General features: G+C 40.2%; 20 protein-coding genes and 1 pseudogene. 9 read left to right on the top strand and 12 right to left on the bottom strand.

The genetic code is table 11. The features are described from left to right. Window positions 1-16 precede the first annotated feature (16 nt). Window positions 17-403: a hypothetical protein gene (locus NH454_RS05970; protein WP_253038513.1), complete on the top strand. Its 387-nt coding sequence runs from the start codon at window positions 17-19 to the stop codon at window positions 401-403. Next, a pseudogene (locus tag NH454_RS05965) lies at window positions 404-905 on the top strand (prolyl-tRNA synthetase associated domain-containing protein). It begins immediately after the preceding gene. On the opposite strand, the gene NH454_RS05960 reads toward NH454_RS05965, so the two are convergent. Then, on the bottom strand, window positions 872-2,008 hold the full coding sequence (locus NH454_RS05960) for an MFS transporter (RefSeq protein ID WP_253038511.1): 1,137 nt from the start codon (window positions 2,006-2,008) through the stop codon (window positions 872-874). The pseudogene NH454_RS05965 and the gene NH454_RS05960 sit on opposite strands and share 34 nt — an antisense overlap. 232 nt (window positions 2,009-2,240) lie before the next feature. Between NH454_RS05960 and NH454_RS05955 the strand changes: the two genes are divergently transcribed. From NH454_RS05955 to NH454_RS05940, 4 genes are all read left to right on the top strand, one after another. Then, window positions 2,241-2,780 (top strand): DUF2058 domain-containing protein, encoded by a 540-nt coding sequence (locus NH454_RS05955; protein WP_135923280.1) that lies wholly within the window; start codon window positions 2,241-2,243, stop codon window positions 2,778-2,780. A 105-nt stretch (window positions 2,781-2,885) separates the two neighbouring features. Continuing rightward, window positions 2,886-3,209 (top strand): c-type cytochrome, encoded by a 324-nt coding sequence (locus NH454_RS05950; RefSeq protein ID WP_135923281.1) that lies wholly within the window; start codon window positions 2,886-2,888, stop codon window positions 3,207-3,209. A gap of 128 nt (window positions 3,210-3,337) precedes the next feature. Beyond that, window positions 3,338-4,105, top strand: a complete 768-nt coding sequence (locus tag NH454_RS05945; RefSeq protein WP_054552449.1) for a class II aldolase/adducin family protein — start codon at window positions 3,338-3,340, stop codon at window positions 4,103-4,105. A gap of 9 nt (window positions 4,106-4,114) precedes the next feature. Further along, complete coding sequence (locus tag NH454_RS05940; protein WP_054552450.1) at window positions 4,115-5,290, top strand: mandelate racemase/muconate lactonizing enzyme family protein; 1,176 nt, start codon at window positions 4,115-4,117, stop codon at window positions 5,288-5,290. Window positions 5,291-5,446: 156 nt separating this feature from the next. Here the strand turns inward: NH454_RS05940 and NH454_RS05935 are convergent, their stop codons facing one another. Next, window positions 5,447-6,397 (bottom strand): FHA domain-containing protein, encoded by a 951-nt coding sequence (locus tag NH454_RS05935; RefSeq protein WP_253038509.1) that lies wholly within the window; start codon window positions 6,395-6,397, stop codon window positions 5,447-5,449. A gap of 174 nt (window positions 6,398-6,571) precedes the next feature. Here NH454_RS05935 and NH454_RS05930 point away from each other — a divergent pair, with 174 nt between their 5' ends. Both NH454_RS05930 and NH454_RS05925 read left to right on the top strand, forming a co-directional pair. Next, a complete protein-coding gene (locus NH454_RS05930) occupies window positions 6,572-6,715 on the top strand; it encodes a hypothetical protein (RefSeq protein WP_253038507.1) in 144 nt (47 codons plus the stop codon). Window positions 6,716-6,724: 9 nt separating this feature from the next. Then, window positions 6,725-9,082, top strand: a complete 2,358-nt coding sequence (locus tag NH454_RS05925; protein ID WP_366030667.1) for a protein kinase — start codon at window positions 6,725-6,727, stop codon at window positions 9,080-9,082. A gap of 1 nt (window position 9,083) precedes the next feature. Here the strand turns inward: NH454_RS05925 and NH454_RS05920 are convergent, their stop codons facing one another. From NH454_RS05920 to NH454_RS05875, 10 genes are all read right to left on the bottom strand, one after another. Continuing rightward, on the bottom strand, window positions 9,084-9,563 hold the full coding sequence (locus NH454_RS05920) for a hypothetical protein (protein ID WP_138556689.1): 480 nt from the start codon (window positions 9,561-9,563) through the stop codon (window positions 9,084-9,086). 70 nt (window positions 9,564-9,633) lie between these two features. Beyond that, window positions 9,634-9,996, bottom strand: coding sequence for a hypothetical protein (locus tag NH454_RS05915; protein ID WP_135923286.1), 363 nt, complete (start codon window positions 9,994-9,996; stop codon window positions 9,634-9,636). 152 nt (window positions 9,997-10,148) lie between these two features. Further along, window positions 10,149-10,523, bottom strand: a complete 375-nt coding sequence (locus NH454_RS05910; RefSeq protein ID WP_135926219.1) for a hypothetical protein — start codon at window positions 10,521-10,523, stop codon at window positions 10,149-10,151. A 60-nt stretch (window positions 10,524-10,583) separates the two neighbouring features. Beyond that, complete coding sequence (locus NH454_RS05905; protein WP_235383132.1) at window positions 10,584-11,426, bottom strand: amidohydrolase family protein; 843 nt, start codon at window positions 11,424-11,426, stop codon at window positions 10,584-10,586. Beyond that, window positions 11,423-12,148 (bottom strand): SDR family oxidoreductase, encoded by a 726-nt coding sequence (locus NH454_RS05900; RefSeq protein WP_135923288.1) that lies wholly within the window; start codon window positions 12,146-12,148, stop codon window positions 11,423-11,425. The genes NH454_RS05905 and NH454_RS05900 overlap by 4 nt, the downstream gene beginning before the upstream one ends. 9 nt (window positions 12,149-12,157) lie before the next feature. Continuing rightward, window positions 12,158-12,646 (bottom strand): peptidylprolyl isomerase, encoded by a 489-nt coding sequence (locus NH454_RS05895; RefSeq protein ID WP_253038503.1) that lies wholly within the window; start codon window positions 12,644-12,646, stop codon window positions 12,158-12,160. A 64-nt stretch (window positions 12,647-12,710) separates the two neighbouring features. Further along, a complete protein-coding gene (locus NH454_RS05890) occupies window positions 12,711-14,195 on the bottom strand; it encodes a LysM peptidoglycan-binding domain-containing protein (RefSeq protein WP_253038564.1) in 1,485 nt (494 codons plus the stop codon). 43 nt (window positions 14,196-14,238) lie between these two features. Beyond that, complete coding sequence (locus NH454_RS05885) at window positions 14,239-15,225, bottom strand: MBL fold metallo-hydrolase (RefSeq protein ID WP_253038501.1); 987 nt, start codon at window positions 15,223-15,225, stop codon at window positions 14,239-14,241. Between the two features lie 65 nt (window positions 15,226-15,290). Further along, window positions 15,291-15,578, bottom strand: coding sequence for a cell division protein ZapA (locus NH454_RS05880; protein ID WP_135923292.1), 288 nt, complete (start codon window positions 15,576-15,578; stop codon window positions 15,291-15,293). Next, entirely contained in the window at window positions 15,578-15,808 is a 231-nt protein-coding gene (locus NH454_RS05875) for a DUF904 domain-containing protein (RefSeq protein ID WP_130050403.1), read from the bottom strand. Before NH454_RS05875 ends, NH454_RS05880 begins: the two co-directional genes overlap by 1 nt. Window positions 15,809-16,038: 230 nt before the next feature. Between NH454_RS05875 and rlmJ the strand changes: the two genes are divergently transcribed. Further along, window positions 16,039-16,878: a 23S rRNA (adenine(2030)-N(6))-methyltransferase RlmJ gene (gene rlmJ, locus NH454_RS05870; protein WP_253038499.1), complete on the top strand. Its 840-nt coding sequence runs from the start codon at window positions 16,039-16,041 to the stop codon at window positions 16,876-16,878. The last annotated feature ends 23 nt before the right edge of the window (window positions 16,879-16,901 follow it).

The following is a 16,901-nucleotide window of genomic DNA, read 5'->3' as shown; positions in this document are numbered from 1 at the left end:
CAAGGCTTATCCAATAATGAAAAAAATAGCATGGCTTTTACTTGCATTACTTGCTGGTTGCGCAAGCCAAGAGGAGGCCCCGCCTTTTGAAATTAATAATAAACAGTTTTACGAAAAAAATGACGACCAAGGCAATAAAATTTTTGCCTATGTAGTGTCAGTTAAGGCGCAAGGAAGACGTCCAATCAACCTTGATAAGCCAATGACACGTAGTCAGTTTAAAGACTTTGCTGAGCAAGAAGTATTTGAAGAGTCGAGCAACTTAAAACTCATGCTCGAAGATCAAGCGGTCGAATTATTAAATGAAGAACTTAAAGCACGAAAATACTGCGACGATAAACACATTATTGACGAAGTATTATGGCGTGATTTAAGTGTGCAATTACGAGGACGTTGTTTGTAAATGTATGCAGATAAGAGCAAGTTGGCAGCTACGCTAGCTCAGTTAGATATCAATTATGAGGTGATTGAGCATCCACCATTGCACGGCAGCTTAGATGCCGACAAATTTATGCTCGATAGACCGGGCACACGATTAAAAAACCTGTTTTTACGAGATAACGAAGGCAAGCGCCACTTTTTAGTGATCACCGCTCACGATAAGCATCTTGACTTAAAAGCTATAAGCTCAGCAGCAAGGGCTATCGCGCTTAGGATTTGCATCTGATGAGCGATTAGCGCGTTATCTTAAAGTGCCACCGGGCTGTGTTTCTATGCTGGCACTTTTAAACGATAAGCAAAATAATGTTACCCTTTGGCTAGACCAAGAAATTTGGTTTAACGAGCTTTTTCATTGTCATCCTTTTGAAAATACGGCTACATGGCTGATGAAAAAAGAGGACTTAGAGCTATTTTTTGAAAGTACCGGCCATCAACCGCGTATTGTATTTCTACCTGCCAAATAAACTAAGCTTAAACCTACTAAGCAAACTAAAAGTAGCACGGTCATAAAAGCAATTTGGCCGTGTTGCTGATACACCAGCCCTGGCAATAATGAGCCCAGTGCGCCACCACTGTAATAAAACGAAACATACCCTCCATTGGTTACACTTACAGGAGCGTTGCTGATTTTATTAACCAGTGGGGCTGCACTTGAGTGGATCACAAACATTGCGCCGCAAAAACCAGTAAAAGCAATAACAAAAAGTACTAATTGTTGGCTCATTAAAAGCACCATCGTCAGGCTATAAAAGACAAATACCCATGTTAGTAAGCGCCAAGGAGTTGATGACTTTCGTAACAGCCAAGGGGTAGCTATAGAGGCAAGTGCTCCCAATAAATAGCCACTGTAAACCAGACCAATATCTCGAGTATTAGTGATAGCAAAGCTATCTTGTAAGATGAATGGCAAATAATTTAACAGCGCCGCAAAGCAAAAGAACATACAAAAAACGGCTCCGTAGAGCTTTAGCACAAGTGGATCTTTTAATTGTTTCAGATATAGCAGTGGTGACTGTGCTGCATGAATTGTGGCAGTTTTGCTTGATTTAGGAATAACGACAGCAAACAGTATTAATCCTACCGCAATCACATAATAAAAACTTTGCCAGCTTAAAAAGTCAGTGAATAAGGCAGCAAGCATACGACCAAAGTATCCACCGACAATGGTACTGCCAATATAAAGAGTCATATTACGTTGTAATTGGTCAGCCTGATAAGTTACACCAATATAACTGGTCATGGCTGTGAGCGCAGCAGGCAGGGTGATCCCTTGAATAAAGCGTACCAGCAACAGCAGCTCAAAGCTTGGTGCTAAAGTAAAAGCAACGCAGCTTATAGCCAACACAAACATGGCAATCTTTAAAATTGTTAGCGGGTTTCGCTTAGCTAAAAATAAGCCATACACCAAAGGAGCAATGGCTAGTGGCAGCATAGTCGCGGTCATTAAGCTACCAGCAGTAGCTGGCGAGACAGAAAAATGACTAGCAAATAATCCAAGTAACGGTTGTGGGGCGTATAAAACAAAGAAAATAAATACAGAGCAAAGTAACAAATGTCGCAGCTGCATTTTTAGCTCCCAAGAGGAAAAGCTTTAGCTTATAGGGTACAGCTTTTTTTACAAGTTCAAAGACGACTAAAATGATAAATCTTGCGTTAAATCAATATGTCATGATTTCATCGCATGTTAATCTCACAGCAATATACTCGATTGCAGTGAATCATCTAAGCTGAACACTGTTATTTGTTCGTATTGCTGATTAAAATAACCCTAATTAGGCATTTTTATATGGAATTTAGTCATGGGTTCATTACAAGATCAATTACTTAAAGCAGGGTTAACAACGTCACATCAAGCTAAGGTGGCTAAAACTGAAAAGCGTAAGCAGCAAAAGAAGAAGAAAAAAGGTGCTACGAGCAACCCAAGTGATTTACAAAAGCATATTGAACAAACAAAGCTTGAGCAGCAGAAAAAAGCCGACGAGCTTAATAAAGCACGTTTAGAAGAGCAAAAACAGCGTGAGCAAGTGGCTCGCGTAAAGCAGATTTTAGAGCACCACAATCAAGATGAAATTCGTGGTGATCGCACCTTTAACTTCACTTATCAAAATAAAGTGAAGGAGCTAGAGGTAAATGAAAAAACACAAAAAGCCCTTGCAGGAGGCCGTTTGGCAATTTGTGTTTTAGAAGGCCAATTTTTTGTACTGGAAGACGAACCAGCACGAAAAGTCGCTGAAGTTAGCGAAGACTACATAGTGTTCCATGTTGAGCCTGAAGATAAGCAGAAAGATGAAGATGATCCGTATGCTGATTTTGAAGTACCTGATGATTTGATCTGGTAGTTATCTCATACCGGCCACCATTACAATTTTCGGGTGCAATATTGTTAAATCATGGTCTACACTAAAGAAAATGTTTAATAACCCGTCAAAAAAGAGAAGACTAATATGAGCAAGATTACAAAAGTTTTATGTGGGGCTGGCATTGCAATGGCTGCAAGCCTATCTTTTAACACAATGGCAGCAGATGGTGCAGCACTTTACACAGCTAAGCTATGTCAAACATGTCATGGTGCAGAAGGTAAAGCCCCTATCATGCCTCAGTACCCTAAATTAAATGGCCAAAATAAAGAGTACTTACTAGCACAAATGAAAGACATCAAGTCAGGTGCACGTAGTAACGGTATGGCTGCGGCAATGAAAGCAATGGTTGCAAACGTATCTGAAGAAGAAATGGCTGCAATTGCTGATTATTTATCGCAAGTAAAATAAACGCCACTTTAGCAAGAAAAGGCCACATCTGTAGATGTGGCCTTTTTGTATCAGCTATTGATCATCGATTAATAGTGTTTTAGACTTCTATACATCTATTTGTGCTTGTCACATATACAAGGTTTCCCATGTTTGACTTACCAAAACTCGATTTAAAAAATAAAGTATCTGAACAAGAATGGCAGCTACGCGTAGATTTAGCGGCATGTTACCGTTTGGTTGAGCATTTCCGTTGGGGGGATTTAATTTACACCCACCTATCGGCGCGCTTACCTGGTACGGATCACTATTTGGTAAATGCATTTGGTTTAAGTTTTGATGAAGTGACTGCGTCAAACCTTGTGAAGGTGGATTTAGCAGGCAATATTCTTGATGACACGCCGTTTAAAATTAACCCTGCGGGCTTTACGATTCACAGCGCCATTCACGAAGTACGTGATGACGCACACTGTGTTATTCATTTACACACAAAAGAAACCATCGCCGTTGCAACGCAAGAAAAAGGCCTGTTGCCACTTAGCCAATACTCAATGTTCTCATTGCCATCATTGTCTTATCATGGCTACGAAGGCTTAGCGGTAAACAGTGATGAGAAAAAGCGCTTGCAAGATGACTTAGGCACCACCAACCACATGTTATTGGTTAACCACGGTGGTTTAACCGTTGGCCCAACAGTGGGTGATGCGTTTATGCGTTTTTATGATTTACAGCGTGCCTGTGAAATTCAATTAGCTATCCAAGCCAGTGGTCAAACAGCAATCCCAGTACCACAACCTATTATCGATAATATTTATAATCAAGCGAATGTCGTGCATAGCGGCAGCACCGGTGGCCAGTTAGCTTGGCCGGCAATGTTGCGTAAAGCTTATCGTCTTGATCCTAGTTTTGCTCAGTAAGGAGTAACCATGAAAGTTAATCGCGTCGAAGTGTTCGATATTCATTGTCCAGACAGACCTGCTTGGACACCTGTTTTTGTGCGTATTCACACTGATGAAGGTATTAGCGGTGTAGGAGAGGCAGGCCTTGCTTATGATTTAGGTCACAGTGCTGCAGCGGCAATGATCAAAGAAATGGCTGATGCATTTTTAATTGGTCATGACCCATTTCAAACAGAAAAACTGTGGTCACGAATGCTACGCGAAAGCTTTTGGGGTTTAGGCGGTGGTCCTGTTGTGTATGCCGCAATGAGCGCTATTGATACCGCACTTTGGGATATTAAAGGTAAAGCATTAGGCTTGCCTGTTTACCAGCTATTAGGCGGTAAAGTTAACGACAAGCTACGTACATACGCATCACAACTACAGTTTGACTGGGACAGTGAATTTAAAGCACTTGTTCACCCAGAAGAATACGCAGAAGCAGCGCTTAAGGCGATGGCTGAAGGGTATGATGCGGTTAAAGTTGACCCAATCCAGTACGATAAAAACGGCAATACTTATTACGATCGTACTAACATCATTTCTCGCGCAGAAATGAAATTGTATCGTGCACGTATGCAAGCCATTCGTGAAGCGGTAGGTGACGAAGTTGATATTATTTTTGAATGTCACAGTTTGCCAGGTGCGACATCTGCAATTCAAATTGGTGAAATTGCTGAAGAGTTCGATTGTATGTATTACGAAGAGCCAGTGAACTACTTAAATCACTCATTACATGCAAAAGTTGCCGACAAAGTAGCGGTGCCAATTGCTGGTGGTGAGCGTTTGTATAATCGCTGGGGTGTGCGTCCATACTTAGAAGATCAAAGTATTGATGTGCTACAGCCAGACTTAGGCTTGTGTGGTGGTTTCACTGAAACTAAAAAAGTGTGTGATTATGCCGATATTTTTGATGTGCGTATTCAAGCTCACGTGTGTGGCGGCCCAGTAGCAACAGCAGCTTCGTTACACTTAGAAACCGCAATTCCTAACTTCTTAATTCACGAGCATCACACTTATGCAATTAAAAAGTGGAACCGTGAATTGTGTATTCAAGATCCACAACCTAAAAATGGTTTCTTCCAAGTATCAGAAGAGCCAGGTATCGGTATTGAGTTAAATGACGAAGTGGTTATGCGCTCACAACGTGTTGAGATTAAATAACACTCTGTAAAGTAACCCCTTATTATATAGGGGTTACTGAATTGGCGCTTTAACTTGAGTTTAGTACTAGCAGTTTATAGCTTGAGCAAGTTCAGTTGCTATTATTAGTGTTATAAGATCTAGAGGTTGTTGTGATACAACAGCCGATTTATCAGGCTATTCTGTTGATTCACATGCCTGTCCTTTGTAAATCACATAATGCTCACCACCAAAGCGAACTTTTCCTCGCTTACGTTCAATAAGTGTATCTGCTGACATATTATTAAATGATTCAATAAATTGCTTACGAGCACGGTGGATTTGAATATTGACATGGCATTCATTAATACCTAAATCGCGGGCTAGTTTTTTTACTTGCACCCAGCCTTGCACCTCGGGTGAAAATTTATTTTTAATATCTGCTAGTTTATAGCGCGCTAATAACACGGTGAGGTAATGATGCGAGCGTACATCAAAGTCTTGTAGTCCATCATTGTGCTTCACTTTTAACTCAGTTTGTTCTTCGTCTAAGCTTAAGCTGAAGATAAATTCTAAATCATTGGTGGAGATAGGGCTTAGGTCAATCGTGTTTTCTTGTGAGGTCATTTCAGCTTTAAACAACTGCCACTGTTGACCGTCGATAGCTATGGTTTGACCTTCTTCGAGGGGAGAGACCTGGTGATCATCGGTACTTTCGTAGCACCACATGTAATTGTGAGGATCAAAGTAGACGATTATTACGGGGTCGTGGTTATTAGGCAGAAAGTGATATCGTTCCAGTACAATAGCATCAAGCGAATCATTAGCAACGGGTAATAAAAGATCCTTCGGTGGCTCAATTGAGGTTAATTGATAAGTTACCTTATTAAGTTCAGAAAAGCTGATTTTATCATTTAAAGCTAATTTAGATTTGCTGTGTTTTTCAAGCTTTCTACCATTAAGCCACACGCCATTTTTACTCAAATCACGAATGTACCAATGTGGCTCAACCCACTCAATCACAGCATGTATCCGAGTGATTTCTGGATAATTTAATAGTGTATCTACAGAATGAGCTAAACGGCCAAAGCGATGGAAGTCGCGTAAATAAATGCTTTTACCAGAGTCTTTACAGGTAAGTACTGCCATAAATACATCCTTATATATGGAGAAATTATTTTATATTAGCATTTTATTATCATTTATTTTGCCTTTAATTAACATTGGGAGCTAAACTAATAAATATGCACTTAACTGACCGAGTTGTTTGTGTTTTTATTAAAGGATTACTATAAACAGGTACAAGTACTGGCGCAAGGAGGGATGAGCACAATATACCTTGCGACAGACGTGCAACTGAACAGGCAAGTTGTACTTAAAGTCATGAAGCTAAAGAGTGACAATGTTCAACGTGCCATAAACGAAGCACAGCTCATTGCTAGCTTTAATCATCCAAATATCGTGTAGCTCTATAGAATCCTTCATGAGGATGAGCAGGTTTTATTAGAAATGGAATACGTTAAAGGGACCACACTTGCACATCTAATAAAAGAGCGGCAGCTCAGTATAACTGAGAAAATAGATATACTTTCGCATATTTGTGATGGCTTAGCAGGTATTCATGAAAAAGAGATTCTACATCTCGATTTAAAGCCCGCCAATGTATTGATCAGTGAAAATGGTGCAGTGAAAATTGCAGACTTTGGTATTTCAAAAATAAAGCACAAAGACATAAACACACAGACTACAAGTTTTGGTAGTTTGAAAGCAATGTCACCAGAACAACTTAATAACGAGACATTAGATTTTCGCAGCGACCTATTTTCATTGGGGTTAATGGCATATCAGCTATTTAGTGATGTTCATGCTTATATAAATCAAGCTAAAAGTACAGCAGATCAAGATATTGCTGCAGCAATAAAGTCATCCCCTTGCCGTGCAAATTATGAATCTATTTATACTATATCACCCGATTTGGCAGTACTAATTAAAAAGTTATTGGCCTTTAAACCAGAAAATAGACCAACAAGTGCGGGCTTGGTAGCTGCACAGTTTGAAAGTATTTTAGCAACGCTCAGTTTTGATTGCCCTACTGTTGAAGTGAAAGATATCGAAAAGCAGCAAAGCGTCCCCCTAGTTGATAAAAGGCTTATGTACTTAATCGGCTTTACAGTGTGTTTTGGTTTGCTGATTTGGACTTATTTGGCGATGCAAACGAAGGAGTATATTGCGCTTTTACCAATTGATTTTACATCGACAAGCGAGGTGACAGAAACACAAAAGAGGTTACTTAACTTGGGAGTCACTGACGCAGTAACTGAGTTATTGTTAGAGAGTCGGCATTATGCTTTGATTTCAGAACAAGAAATTAAACAAACACGAAACGTATTGGGTAAAGAAGCTAGTTTGAGCGGGTTGGCAAGTGCACTCGGTGCATCAAAGTTATTAGTACCAAAACTAGACTGCAATCCTTTGTCGTGTGATTTTAGTTTGAGTCAGCTTGATCAAAATGCCACAGTAGTGAGTAAATATCGTACCGCGACAGATAAAGAAAACTATCTAAATATATACAATTCGGCACTTTCTTCGGTGCAGAGCTTGCTTGATGTAAAGGTTGCTGAGCACAGTCAGTTATCCTTGTCTGATGAATTTGTTGATAAATATGTGTCACTGGTGGCACTCGTTGCCAATAACTTGGAAAGCTCTAAAGTAGAGAAATCAATAGCAGAGTCGTTGCTTTTTCAGCGTGCTGATTTTAAACCTCTTTACCCGCTTTATCGAAAAATTATGTTGCGACTTTATAAGATGACGCAAAATATTGCGCTTATAAAAGAGCTACAAACTCAGCTAGATAATTCACCCGAATCTTATCGTGAAAGCCCAGCTTACTTAATTGATTTGTTGGAAATATATCAACACGCAGGTGAGCAAAGTAAAGCTTATAAGGTTATTAAGCAAATTCAAAACTCATCATTAGAGGCATATCAAAAGCAGAGTATTTTAGCTGTTTACTATAATCGAATTGGCGATCTAGAAAGCGCATTAACGCATGCTCGCAATGCATACACACTTAGACCAACTTTGCTCGCAACAAGAAATCTTGCGATTGCTTACCTCACTCAAGGACATCGTGCTGAAGCTGCCACTTATTTAAAAGAGGTTTTACGCTACAACCCTTCGGATATTGTGACGCTAAAAACATTGGCTGATATTTCATTGTTATCTGGAGAATTAAAAGAGGCGCAACAACATTATCAAAAATTAATTGATTCAGGGCAGCAGAGCCCTTCTATACTTAGTAATTACTCTATCGTTCTCTCCTTGCAAGGCGAGTTAGATGAGGCATTAATATTTGCGAATCGAGCTATGCTATTAGCGTCAGAAACATCTACCTTGCAGCTAAATTACGCTGACTTACTTTATTTAAAGGGCCAGACTGCTGAGGCACTCTCCTTATATGCAAGAATTAATAAGCGCCTTGATGCTTCGCCAAAGAATATTGCTGAACAATTAGAAAAAGCGCAGGTATTGATTCATCTAGAGCAAAATCAATATGCTATGAATCAAATTGAGCAGGTATTAATTGCGCAACCTGATCTGGCAGAAGCATATTTTGTTAAAGCAATACTTCAAAGTGTACTAAATGAAAAATACTCAGCGCTAGCGTCAATAGATCAAAGCATTAAGCTGGGCTGGAGCCCAGTTTTTTATCGCTTAGGTTGGTTTAAACCGTTATGTTCCGAGCGTAAACTCGCCACTTTAATTGGTCAGTCTCATTATTTATTTTTATGTAATCATAATAAAAGCGCAGAGATAGACTCTGCGCATTTATAAATTAGGTTGGCTCCATGTCCTCAATGATGACACGAGGATCTTGAGAGAAGTAACGCATAAGCGAGTTAATGTCTCCATCTCTTTTGGCAATTAGTCGAAAATTGATCTCATAATTTGCTTTTTGATCTAATTGTCCTGCAATAGCCTTATTTGGACTGTTAGCTAATAATTTTGCTAGCTCTTTTGATAATGCTTGATGAGGTAAAATGTTCGAAATAGTGACAACCAATGCTTTGCCATTATTTGCGACAATACTGTTGAGTTGATAGTTGAAATTGTCTTTAGCATCAGAGAAGTAACTGCCATTTTCGGCGAAACTCCAATCGGATTCTTTAGCAAGTTCGTAATAGAGGTTCAGGCTGTCACCTGCAAGTAGATCTTTGTAGTTAATTTTAATTTCTTCGGCACTCGCGCCAGACTGAGAAGTGATTTCCCATGGGCCGTTGTCATTGGGAATAACAAAAAAGCTAAGATCGTTCATGATATAAAATCCTGTTTTCTAATTGAGGAGCTGCTTATTTAATTCATAAGCAGCTATAACTATAGGTTGTTTAACAAGAACCCCAAATTGTGCCGCTCCATAGCGGACTATTATTTGCGTATACCGTTGCTTTAATTCCATTAAATGGAGGAACACCAAAGCGAAATCCACACGTTTGCATACATACTTTAACCGATGTACCGCTTGGAATTGGTAAACTTACTGAAAAACAGATATTGCCGACTACTGGAAAATTAACGCAAATTTTGCCATTTTCATAACTGGCGCCAACGCACGCTGAAATCTGTGCGGCTAACGTGGATGGATGAAACTCAAGAGGTTGATTAGCTGCCGTCTCGCTGGTCGCTAAACTAATAGAATGATCTTTGGTTAGATCGGGTACTAAGTTGGTATTTTTATCGCTGTCACACATAGTCAAATTCTCCTTGCATAATTTTGAAGTGGCAACAAACAAATCTCTAAATAGGTAATTTGCTGTTTGCCTGTTTGTGCAAGGAAAAGGATAGGTAGTTCTATTACAGCTTGTTATTACAGATTATTACATGATGGTATTTTGTTTTAATATCAATTGATTGGTTTGCATTTTACCAAAGGCAGTGGCTCGGTTGCTTTACTATCTAAATGGCGAACAAAGCACATTTGGTTTTTAATTAACAGCTCAAAGCGTTCTGGTATATTTGGATGTGAACCGCTGAGTGGATTCCCTTGTATATCAACGCCATTCAAGCTTTCGATGACAAGTATGCTGCTATTGATAAATGCCTCGTCGGATACCTGAATAGGCTTACTGTGCATTAACCTTGAAATGCCTTGTGCTATTAAGGTGCTTTGTGGCTCAGTAACGCGTGCGTGTTGAAGTTTAGGGGTTGGTTGTTGGGTATGTGAACTACAGCCAAACAAAACACTAAGTAGCAAGATACAGGTTAGATGGGCTCTCATCATAGCTCCATTAAGTTTACAGTGCCTAATAAAGGTTATTATATTGAATATAGTCAGCTTCTAATCAATTAGATAGATTGCACGGGCATTTTTAAAACTGAGTTGTTGCCATACATTGTACTGTTTACACAATGAAAAATAATGCTGCCAACATTGCTCATAGCTGGTATTGATTTGGCAAACAGGGAAGTTACTGGCAAACATGATTCGATGTTCACCAAAATAGTTTAACAGTTGATCCAGTAACCAGCGGTGCTTATTGGCCGCGAGCGTTGTAAATTCTAAACCAGAAAACTTAATCACGATATTATCGCAGCGACTTAATTTTATAATCGCACGTAGCCAGTTTTGCTCATTATTAATAAAGCCTAAATGATTTATAACCACCTGTAATTTAGGAATAGCACGACAGTAATGCAGTAACTGTTCGGTTACCTGTTGATTTTCAATCTCGAACTGAGCTTCAAATATTAAGTGTTTACTAGCAAGATAAGCAAGGTTCTCTTGGCAATGCGGGTCTAATAAACGCATTGAGTCACTACCTTCGGTTATATCACGAATGCCAGCAAGTTGAGGTTGCTCTAAGGCTGACATTGCAGCGATAAACTGATTGCTAGGAGCATTAATGGCGCTAAAGCTAATTGCTTTATAGGGCATACTTTTCAAGTGTTTGCTAAGCCAGTTAAGCTCATTGACCGGCGCTTGATTGTCGAAGCCTGCTTCAATATGCACCAGTGCTTCTAGTTGAAATGGACACGCTGCTTTAAGCTCTGCAGCGGTTGTTTGCGCTTTAATTTTATCGAGGTTTGGCCAAGCAGGAGGAGTGTTGCCTTGAAGCCAAGTATATTGACCCTCAGTGAGGTTAAAAAAGTGCACATGGGGGTCAATAATCTTGTCGCTCATTGTGTGGTGTATCCACCATCAATGCTTTGCAAGCTACCAGTGATAAAGCTCGCTTCAGGACTGATTAAAAAGTTCACCAAAGCGGCAATTTCTTCTGGTTGCCCTAAGCGACCTAAAGGTTGCAGCGCAGCTTCTTCAGCAACAACCTCAGCTTTGTTGGCACCACTTTGCTGACAATATGCATCAATCGCATTATGGAAAAGCGGCGTTTCTATCGTGCCCGGACAAACCGCGTTAGCACGAATGTTAAACGCGGCATAATCCAGTGCTGTGGTTTTTGCCATTGAAGCCAGTGCATGCTTGGTTAGGTTATAAGCAAACGAGTTTGGTTTGCCAATAATTGCCTGGTCAGAAGCAACCAATACAATGCTGCCACCTTGCTGGCTTTTCATGCTAGGTAATACGGCTTGAATTGCAGCATAAGCACCTTTTACATTGAGCGCAAACAGGGCATCAAACGTTGCTTCATCAGTGTTTTCAATGTTGGCACTCAAATGACGACCTGCATTGGATACTAAGGCATCAACGCGACCCGTCTCGGCAATGATATCGGCGATAACCGACTTCACCTGCTGAATATCACTAACGTCACAGTGGCGATAATTGCCCTCAGATGGGGTGATATCTAAATTATAAACGGTGTAAGCTTCACGCTCTAAACGCTCAACAATCGCTTTGCCAATACCTTTACTGCCGCCTGTGACAATTGCAACGTTTGTCATCATTTACCCTTAGTGGCTGTGGCCACAGCCGCCTTCACCGTGCACATGACCGTGTGATAACTCTTCGGCTGTTGCTTGGCGAACATTAAGCACTTCAACGTCAAAAGTCAGTGTTTTACCAGCAAATGGGTGGTTTAAGTCACAATCTGCATTGAAACGACCTACTTTAACAATCGTTACTTGATGACGACCTTGGTTTGAATGAACAATAGCAGTCATACCTGGCTTCCACACTTTTGTGTTGCCTTGTAAGTGCTTAAGTGGAATACGTTGGATCAGATCGTCAACGCGTTCGCCGTAAGATTCGCTAGGCTCTAGAGTTACGCTGAAGTTATCGCCAGCAGTTCTTCCTTCAAGCGCTTTTTCAAGACCCGGAAGCATGCCTTCAGTGCCATGGATATATGAAAGTGGCTCGCCATCTTTGCTAGATTCAATTTGCTCGCCCGCTTCACTCAAAGTGTAGTGAAACTCAACCACTGCGTCTTTACTGATTTGCATGTTATTTCTCTTTAGAATTTAAAATATAAGCGTTGATTTTACGCTAAGCGCTTTGGCTGAGCAATCAAGGCTTTTTCAATGAGCTCTCAATACCAGATAACATTACTTCGCTGGCTGATGCTTGCGGCTCGGGCTGCATTATTTGTGGCAAGTGCAAAGTGAGTATGGTGCCGGGTTTAATTATGCTGGTGGTGGTTAGTTTATTCCACTTTGCAACATCTTTGTGAGGAACATCGTAAAGCTGACTGATACTCCAAATAGAGTCCCCAGGTTTTACTTGGTAATTAACTGCAATAGTTGATACCACATCTTCTTGTTGCTCTAAGTAAGGACTAATATCGTAATCGACGATGAGTGATTTTGGCATGGTGTGAGGCTTTGTTAAATTCAACTGCTCGCCAATTTTAATTAAGTTCGAAGACTTGTTATTCATCTTTTTTAAATCAGCTACTTGCATACCAAAGCGGGTGGCGATGCTGTATAACGTATCACCTTTTTGTACCGTGTACTCTCCAGCAAAATTATTTCTAAATAGCTTACTTTGCAACAAGGTTTGTTGCTCGACAGGCAGGAGTAAGGTATGGGGGCCATTTGGAGAGCTTTGGTTTTTTAAATAACCAGGGTTCAATTTGTGTAGCTGTTTACGCCCCACCCCTGACAAACTAGCGATAACTGAAAAATCGAACTGCTGACCGATATTAAACTCAGTAGTCAGTGCTTTATTTGCGAGCCTTGGGCGCTTAAGGCCGAGTTCAGGATGTTTTAGTAAATAACTCAGTGCCATTAACTTTGGGATATAGTCGGCAGTTTCTTGAGGTAATGAAAGAGACCAATAATCTGTTTTTTTACCCAAGCGTTTGTTTTTTGCTATGGCTTTTTTTACTCTGCCTTCACCACTATTGTAGGCTGCTAAAGCATGCAGCCAGTTACCATCAAACCGTTTATGTAAGTAACGTAGATAGGCCAATGCAGCATCAGTTGAGGCTAATACATCTTGACGACCGTCATACCATTGATCGCTTTGTATGCCAAAGTGATAGGCGGTTGCTCCAACTAATTGCCACACCCCAACGGCATGTTCTGATGAGCGAATTGTAGGCCTGAAGTCACTTTCTACAAAAGGTAATAATGCCAACTCCATTGGTAACTTTTGCTGCTCTACACGGCGGACAATATGATACAGATAGGGTGCAGCACGTTTGTTTACTTTCAGTAAGTAATTAGGTTGTGCTAAATACCATTTAAGACGAGCGGTGGTATGTGCATTGGTTTGGAAAACAAGGCTTAAATTATTCGCAATGTGTTGCCATAACTCTTCGGCACGTGCAGTTGGTAATGGAGTATTATTTACTGGCACAGGCTCTTTTGGTGACACCTTTATTTGGGGCGTCGCCACGATAAACTCGTTAGCTTCGAGTTGGGGGGCTAAGTCAGGTTCATAGTGGCTGAATATAGCTGGCCGCTCTGAGTGTTCCTGAGCAGTGTCTTGCTGAGTAAGTTGGCATCCTTGTAAGCCAATAATAAAGCTCAGCAAAAGTATGTATTTCAATTTTATACGAGCCATATAATAAAATCCTTTTATTATTTTAGCGCTATTTTGACAATTTGGCCTTCTTAAGTCCAGCTTCTAGAAACATAGTGAATGCCTGATTACCAATTTCATCAAGCTGATATTGCTGTTTGATCTGTTCAGGAAAAAGCTCAATTAACTCCTCAACCGATTTATCGGGCTGCGCTTTTGTAAGGGTAATAATTGCGTTTAAAAATGCGATTGGTTTAGCTAGTTCAGCTGTATTTAGCTGTTCGCCATGGCCGGGTAAAATAGTCACGAGCTCAGTGTTATTGTGAATTTTTTTGAGCGTTGCTAGCCAGTTTTCTAATTCGCCATGACCAGGGTAGGGCAAGCTATCAACGATATCTGCGCCAACTAACACTCTGCCATGATCAGCGGTAATGGTTAAGTCACCTTGAGTGTGAGCCCGATAAGGCGTTAATGTAATAGGGTAGTGACCTAATTCAAGACTAGTCTGCTTTGATACGCTTATCGCTGGTGGGTTTAAACTAAGCTTTCGCCAGCGAAATAAACGTTGTTTAGCAAGGGTTAATTTGTCTCGCCAAATAGTTTGCTGATCTTCAGGCTGATTCGCCAAGCGTTGGTAGCTAAGCTCAATACTTTTTTCATAACCATCTAGTTTATCTTTTAATGCTTGTTGCATTGCTGCAAATTCACTAGCCACTTGCTGATGTACAATTAGTTTGGCATCAGGAAATTCAGCTTGTAATACGGCTAACCCTAACAAGTGGTCATCGTGAAAATGACTCGCCACTAGATAACACAAGGGGGTTTTTAAACGTTGTTTTAATTGCTTGGCAAGGCTTTCAACTTCTGCAAAGTTACCACTTGCATCTACCATCAAAGCACACTTTTTTCCTTCAATGAGTACTTGGTTTGAATCATAAAAGCGTAACTTACTTTGTTGTTTTAAAAATTGAATTTCAGGCGTGATTGTATGCCAGCTAACATTTGCTTGTGCGTTTAACCCAGTAAATAAAAAAAGTAATGCAGCAGCAATTCGCATATTTATTTGCTCGAATATGAGTGAATATGATCGATTGTAAACAAAAAAAGCGCTGTGTGCGCTTTTTAGGGATCGAGATGTTGGCTGAGTTTATCAATTAAACTGTCATGTTGCTGTTCTTGTTTTGCTTGTTGCGATTTCACTTCAAGCAATTCATGACTTAAATGTAATGCAGCCATTAGCAAAGCGTTTTGTTCATTACGAACTGTTGAGCGTTGTTTCATTTGCTCCACCAAGTCATTTAAATTTTGAGCTGCGGCTATAAGGGCATGCTCTTGCCCTTGTGGGCAAGAGAATTCATGTTCCTTACCCAGTAGCTCGACAGTGACTCGCTGACTTTGTGGGGAGCTCATTAGCTAGCCTGTTGAACGCTTTGTAACTTCTCAAGCAGACCGGTAAGTGTACTGCTAGCATCTTTTTGTTTCTCTTCGTTTTCGAGAACTTCAAGTTGCAGAGTTTCGTTTTCATCTAACAGTTTTGCTGTTTGTTCTTGTAAGCTTTTAACTTCGCTTTCAAGTTCACTGTTGCGAAGGATTAATTTGTCGATCAGTTGTTCGAGTTGGGAAAGAGTTTCGTTATTCATAAATGCGCTCATAAAACTGTGATTATTGTCATGCAAATGTAAAGGAAAGTGCCTTGATATGCCAGCATTTACGGCTGTTTTAGCAGATTTTTATTTATTATTAAGGCGTAATTCAGTGTAATGGCTTTTTTATTCATTTATGGTTCACTGAAGCGCCACATTTTCTGTTTATCATGTACAATATGACTATTCATTTTTAATGCAGCTTTTGCATCTGGCGACTTATAAATATGCTTAGTTATCGACATTCTTTCCATGCGGGCAATCCTGCCGATGTTTTAAAACACCTTGTTTTAGCTGAAGTACTTAAATACCAAACTATCAAAGATAAGCCACTCGATTATGTGGATACGCATTCTGGTGCAGGTTTTTTTGAACTGGCTGGTAGTGATGCACAAAAAACACAAGAATATTTAGATGGCATCGCCAAGCTTTGGCATCACCGTAGTGAACATGCGGAACTAAATGACTATATTGAGCTTATTAAGTTGTTTAATGAAAATGGTAATTTAGATTTTTACCCAGGCTCACCGAAAATTGCAGAGCACTTCCTACGCCGCCAAGATAATGGCTGGTTTTTTGAATTACATCCGCGCGACTTACAGCTTTTGCAAGACAACATGAAAGGAAAGCGTTCAATTCGCGTGCGTGGCGAAAATGGTTTTCAAGGCTTGGTAGGCTTGTTACCACCAGCCTCTCGGCGTGCGTGTGTATTGATTGACCCTCCATATGAAATTAAAGATGACTATGACACTGTTGTAAAAACGCTTGTCAAAGCACATAAACGTTTCGCAACAGGCACATATATGATTTGGTATCCGGTAGTCGACCGTGAACGAATCGATAAAATGGAAGCAGGATTAATTGCGTCGGGTATGCGCAATATTCAACTTTTTGAATTAGCAACTGAGGCCGATACCGACGTTCATGGCATGACAGCATCGGGTATGATAGTGATCAACCCGCCATGGAAATTAAAGCAAACAATGGATGCGGTATTACCAGAACTTGTTTCATTACTGAGTGATAGCAGTGGTTTTTATCGCAGTGAACAGTTAGTTGAAGAGTAAATAGTTTTGCAAATAAAAAGCCC

Origin of the sequence: Pseudoalteromonas sp. Ps84H-4 (assembly GCF_024124645.1) — a bacterium.
Taxonomy (GTDB): Bacteria; Pseudomonadota; Gammaproteobacteria; order Enterobacterales; family Alteromonadaceae; genus Pseudoalteromonas; species Pseudoalteromonas lipolytica_C.
Note: the sequence above shows the minus strand (reverse complement) of the source record. Positions and strands in the feature narration are given on the sequence as shown.

Bases quoted from the DNA above. Each gene is read 5' to 3' on its own strand.
- NH454_RS05970 (WP_253038513.1), top strand. From the start codon at position 17: ATGAAAAAAATAGCATGGCTTTTACTTGCATTACTTGCTGGTTGCGCA.
- NH454_RS05960 (WP_253038511.1), bottom strand. From the start codon at position 2,008: ATGCAGCTGCGACATTTGTTACTTTGCTCTGTATTTATTTTCTTTGTT.
- NH454_RS05955 (WP_135923280.1), top strand. From the start codon at position 2,241: ATGGGTTCATTACAAGATCAATTACTTAAAGCAGGGTTAACAACGTCA.
- NH454_RS05950 (WP_135923281.1), top strand. From the start codon at position 2,886: ATGAGCAAGATTACAAAAGTTTTATGTGGGGCTGGCATTGCAATGGCT.
- NH454_RS05945 (WP_054552449.1), top strand. From the start codon at position 3,338: ATGTTTGACTTACCAAAACTCGATTTAAAAAATAAAGTATCTGAACAA.
- NH454_RS05940 (WP_054552450.1), top strand. From the start codon at position 4,115: ATGAAAGTTAATCGCGTCGAAGTGTTCGATATTCATTGTCCAGACAGA.
- NH454_RS05935 (WP_253038509.1), bottom strand. From the start codon at position 6,397: ATGGCAGTACTTACCTGTAAAGACTCTGGTAAAAGCATTTATTTACGC.
- NH454_RS05930 (WP_253038507.1), top strand. From the start codon at position 6,572: ATGAGCACAATATACCTTGCGACAGACGTGCAACTGAACAGGCAAGTT.
- NH454_RS05920 (WP_138556689.1), bottom strand. From the start codon at position 9,563: ATGAACGATCTTAGCTTTTTTGTTATTCCCAATGACAACGGCCCATGG.
- NH454_RS05915 (WP_135923286.1), bottom strand. From the start codon at position 9,996: ATGTGTGACAGCGATAAAAATACCAACTTAGTACCCGATCTAACCAAA.
- NH454_RS05910 (WP_135926219.1), bottom strand. From the start codon at position 10,523: ATGAGAGCCCATCTAACCTGTATCTTGCTACTTAGTGTTTTGTTTGGC.
- NH454_RS05905 (WP_235383132.1), bottom strand. From the start codon at position 11,426: ATGAGCGACAAGATTATTGACCCCCATGTGCACTTTTTTAACCTCACT.
- NH454_RS05900 (WP_135923288.1), bottom strand. From the start codon at position 12,148: ATGACAAACGTTGCAATTGTCACAGGCGGCAGTAAAGGTATTGGCAAA.
- NH454_RS05895 (WP_253038503.1), bottom strand. From the start codon at position 12,646: ATGCAAATCAGTAAAGACGCAGTGGTTGAGTTTCACTACACTTTGAGT.
- NH454_RS05885 (WP_253038501.1), bottom strand. From the start codon at position 15,225: ATGCGAATTGCTGCTGCATTACTTTTTTTATTTACTGGGTTAAACGCA.
- NH454_RS05880 (WP_135923292.1), bottom strand. From the start codon at position 15,578: ATGAGCTCCCCACAAAGTCAGCGAGTCACTGTCGAGCTACTGGGTAAG.
- NH454_RS05875 (WP_130050403.1), bottom strand. From the start codon at position 15,808: ATGAATAACGAAACTCTTTCCCAACTCGAACAACTGATCGACAAATTA.
- rlmJ (WP_253038499.1), top strand. From the start codon at position 16,039: ATGCTTAGTTATCGACATTCTTTCCATGCGGGCAATCCTGCCGATGTT.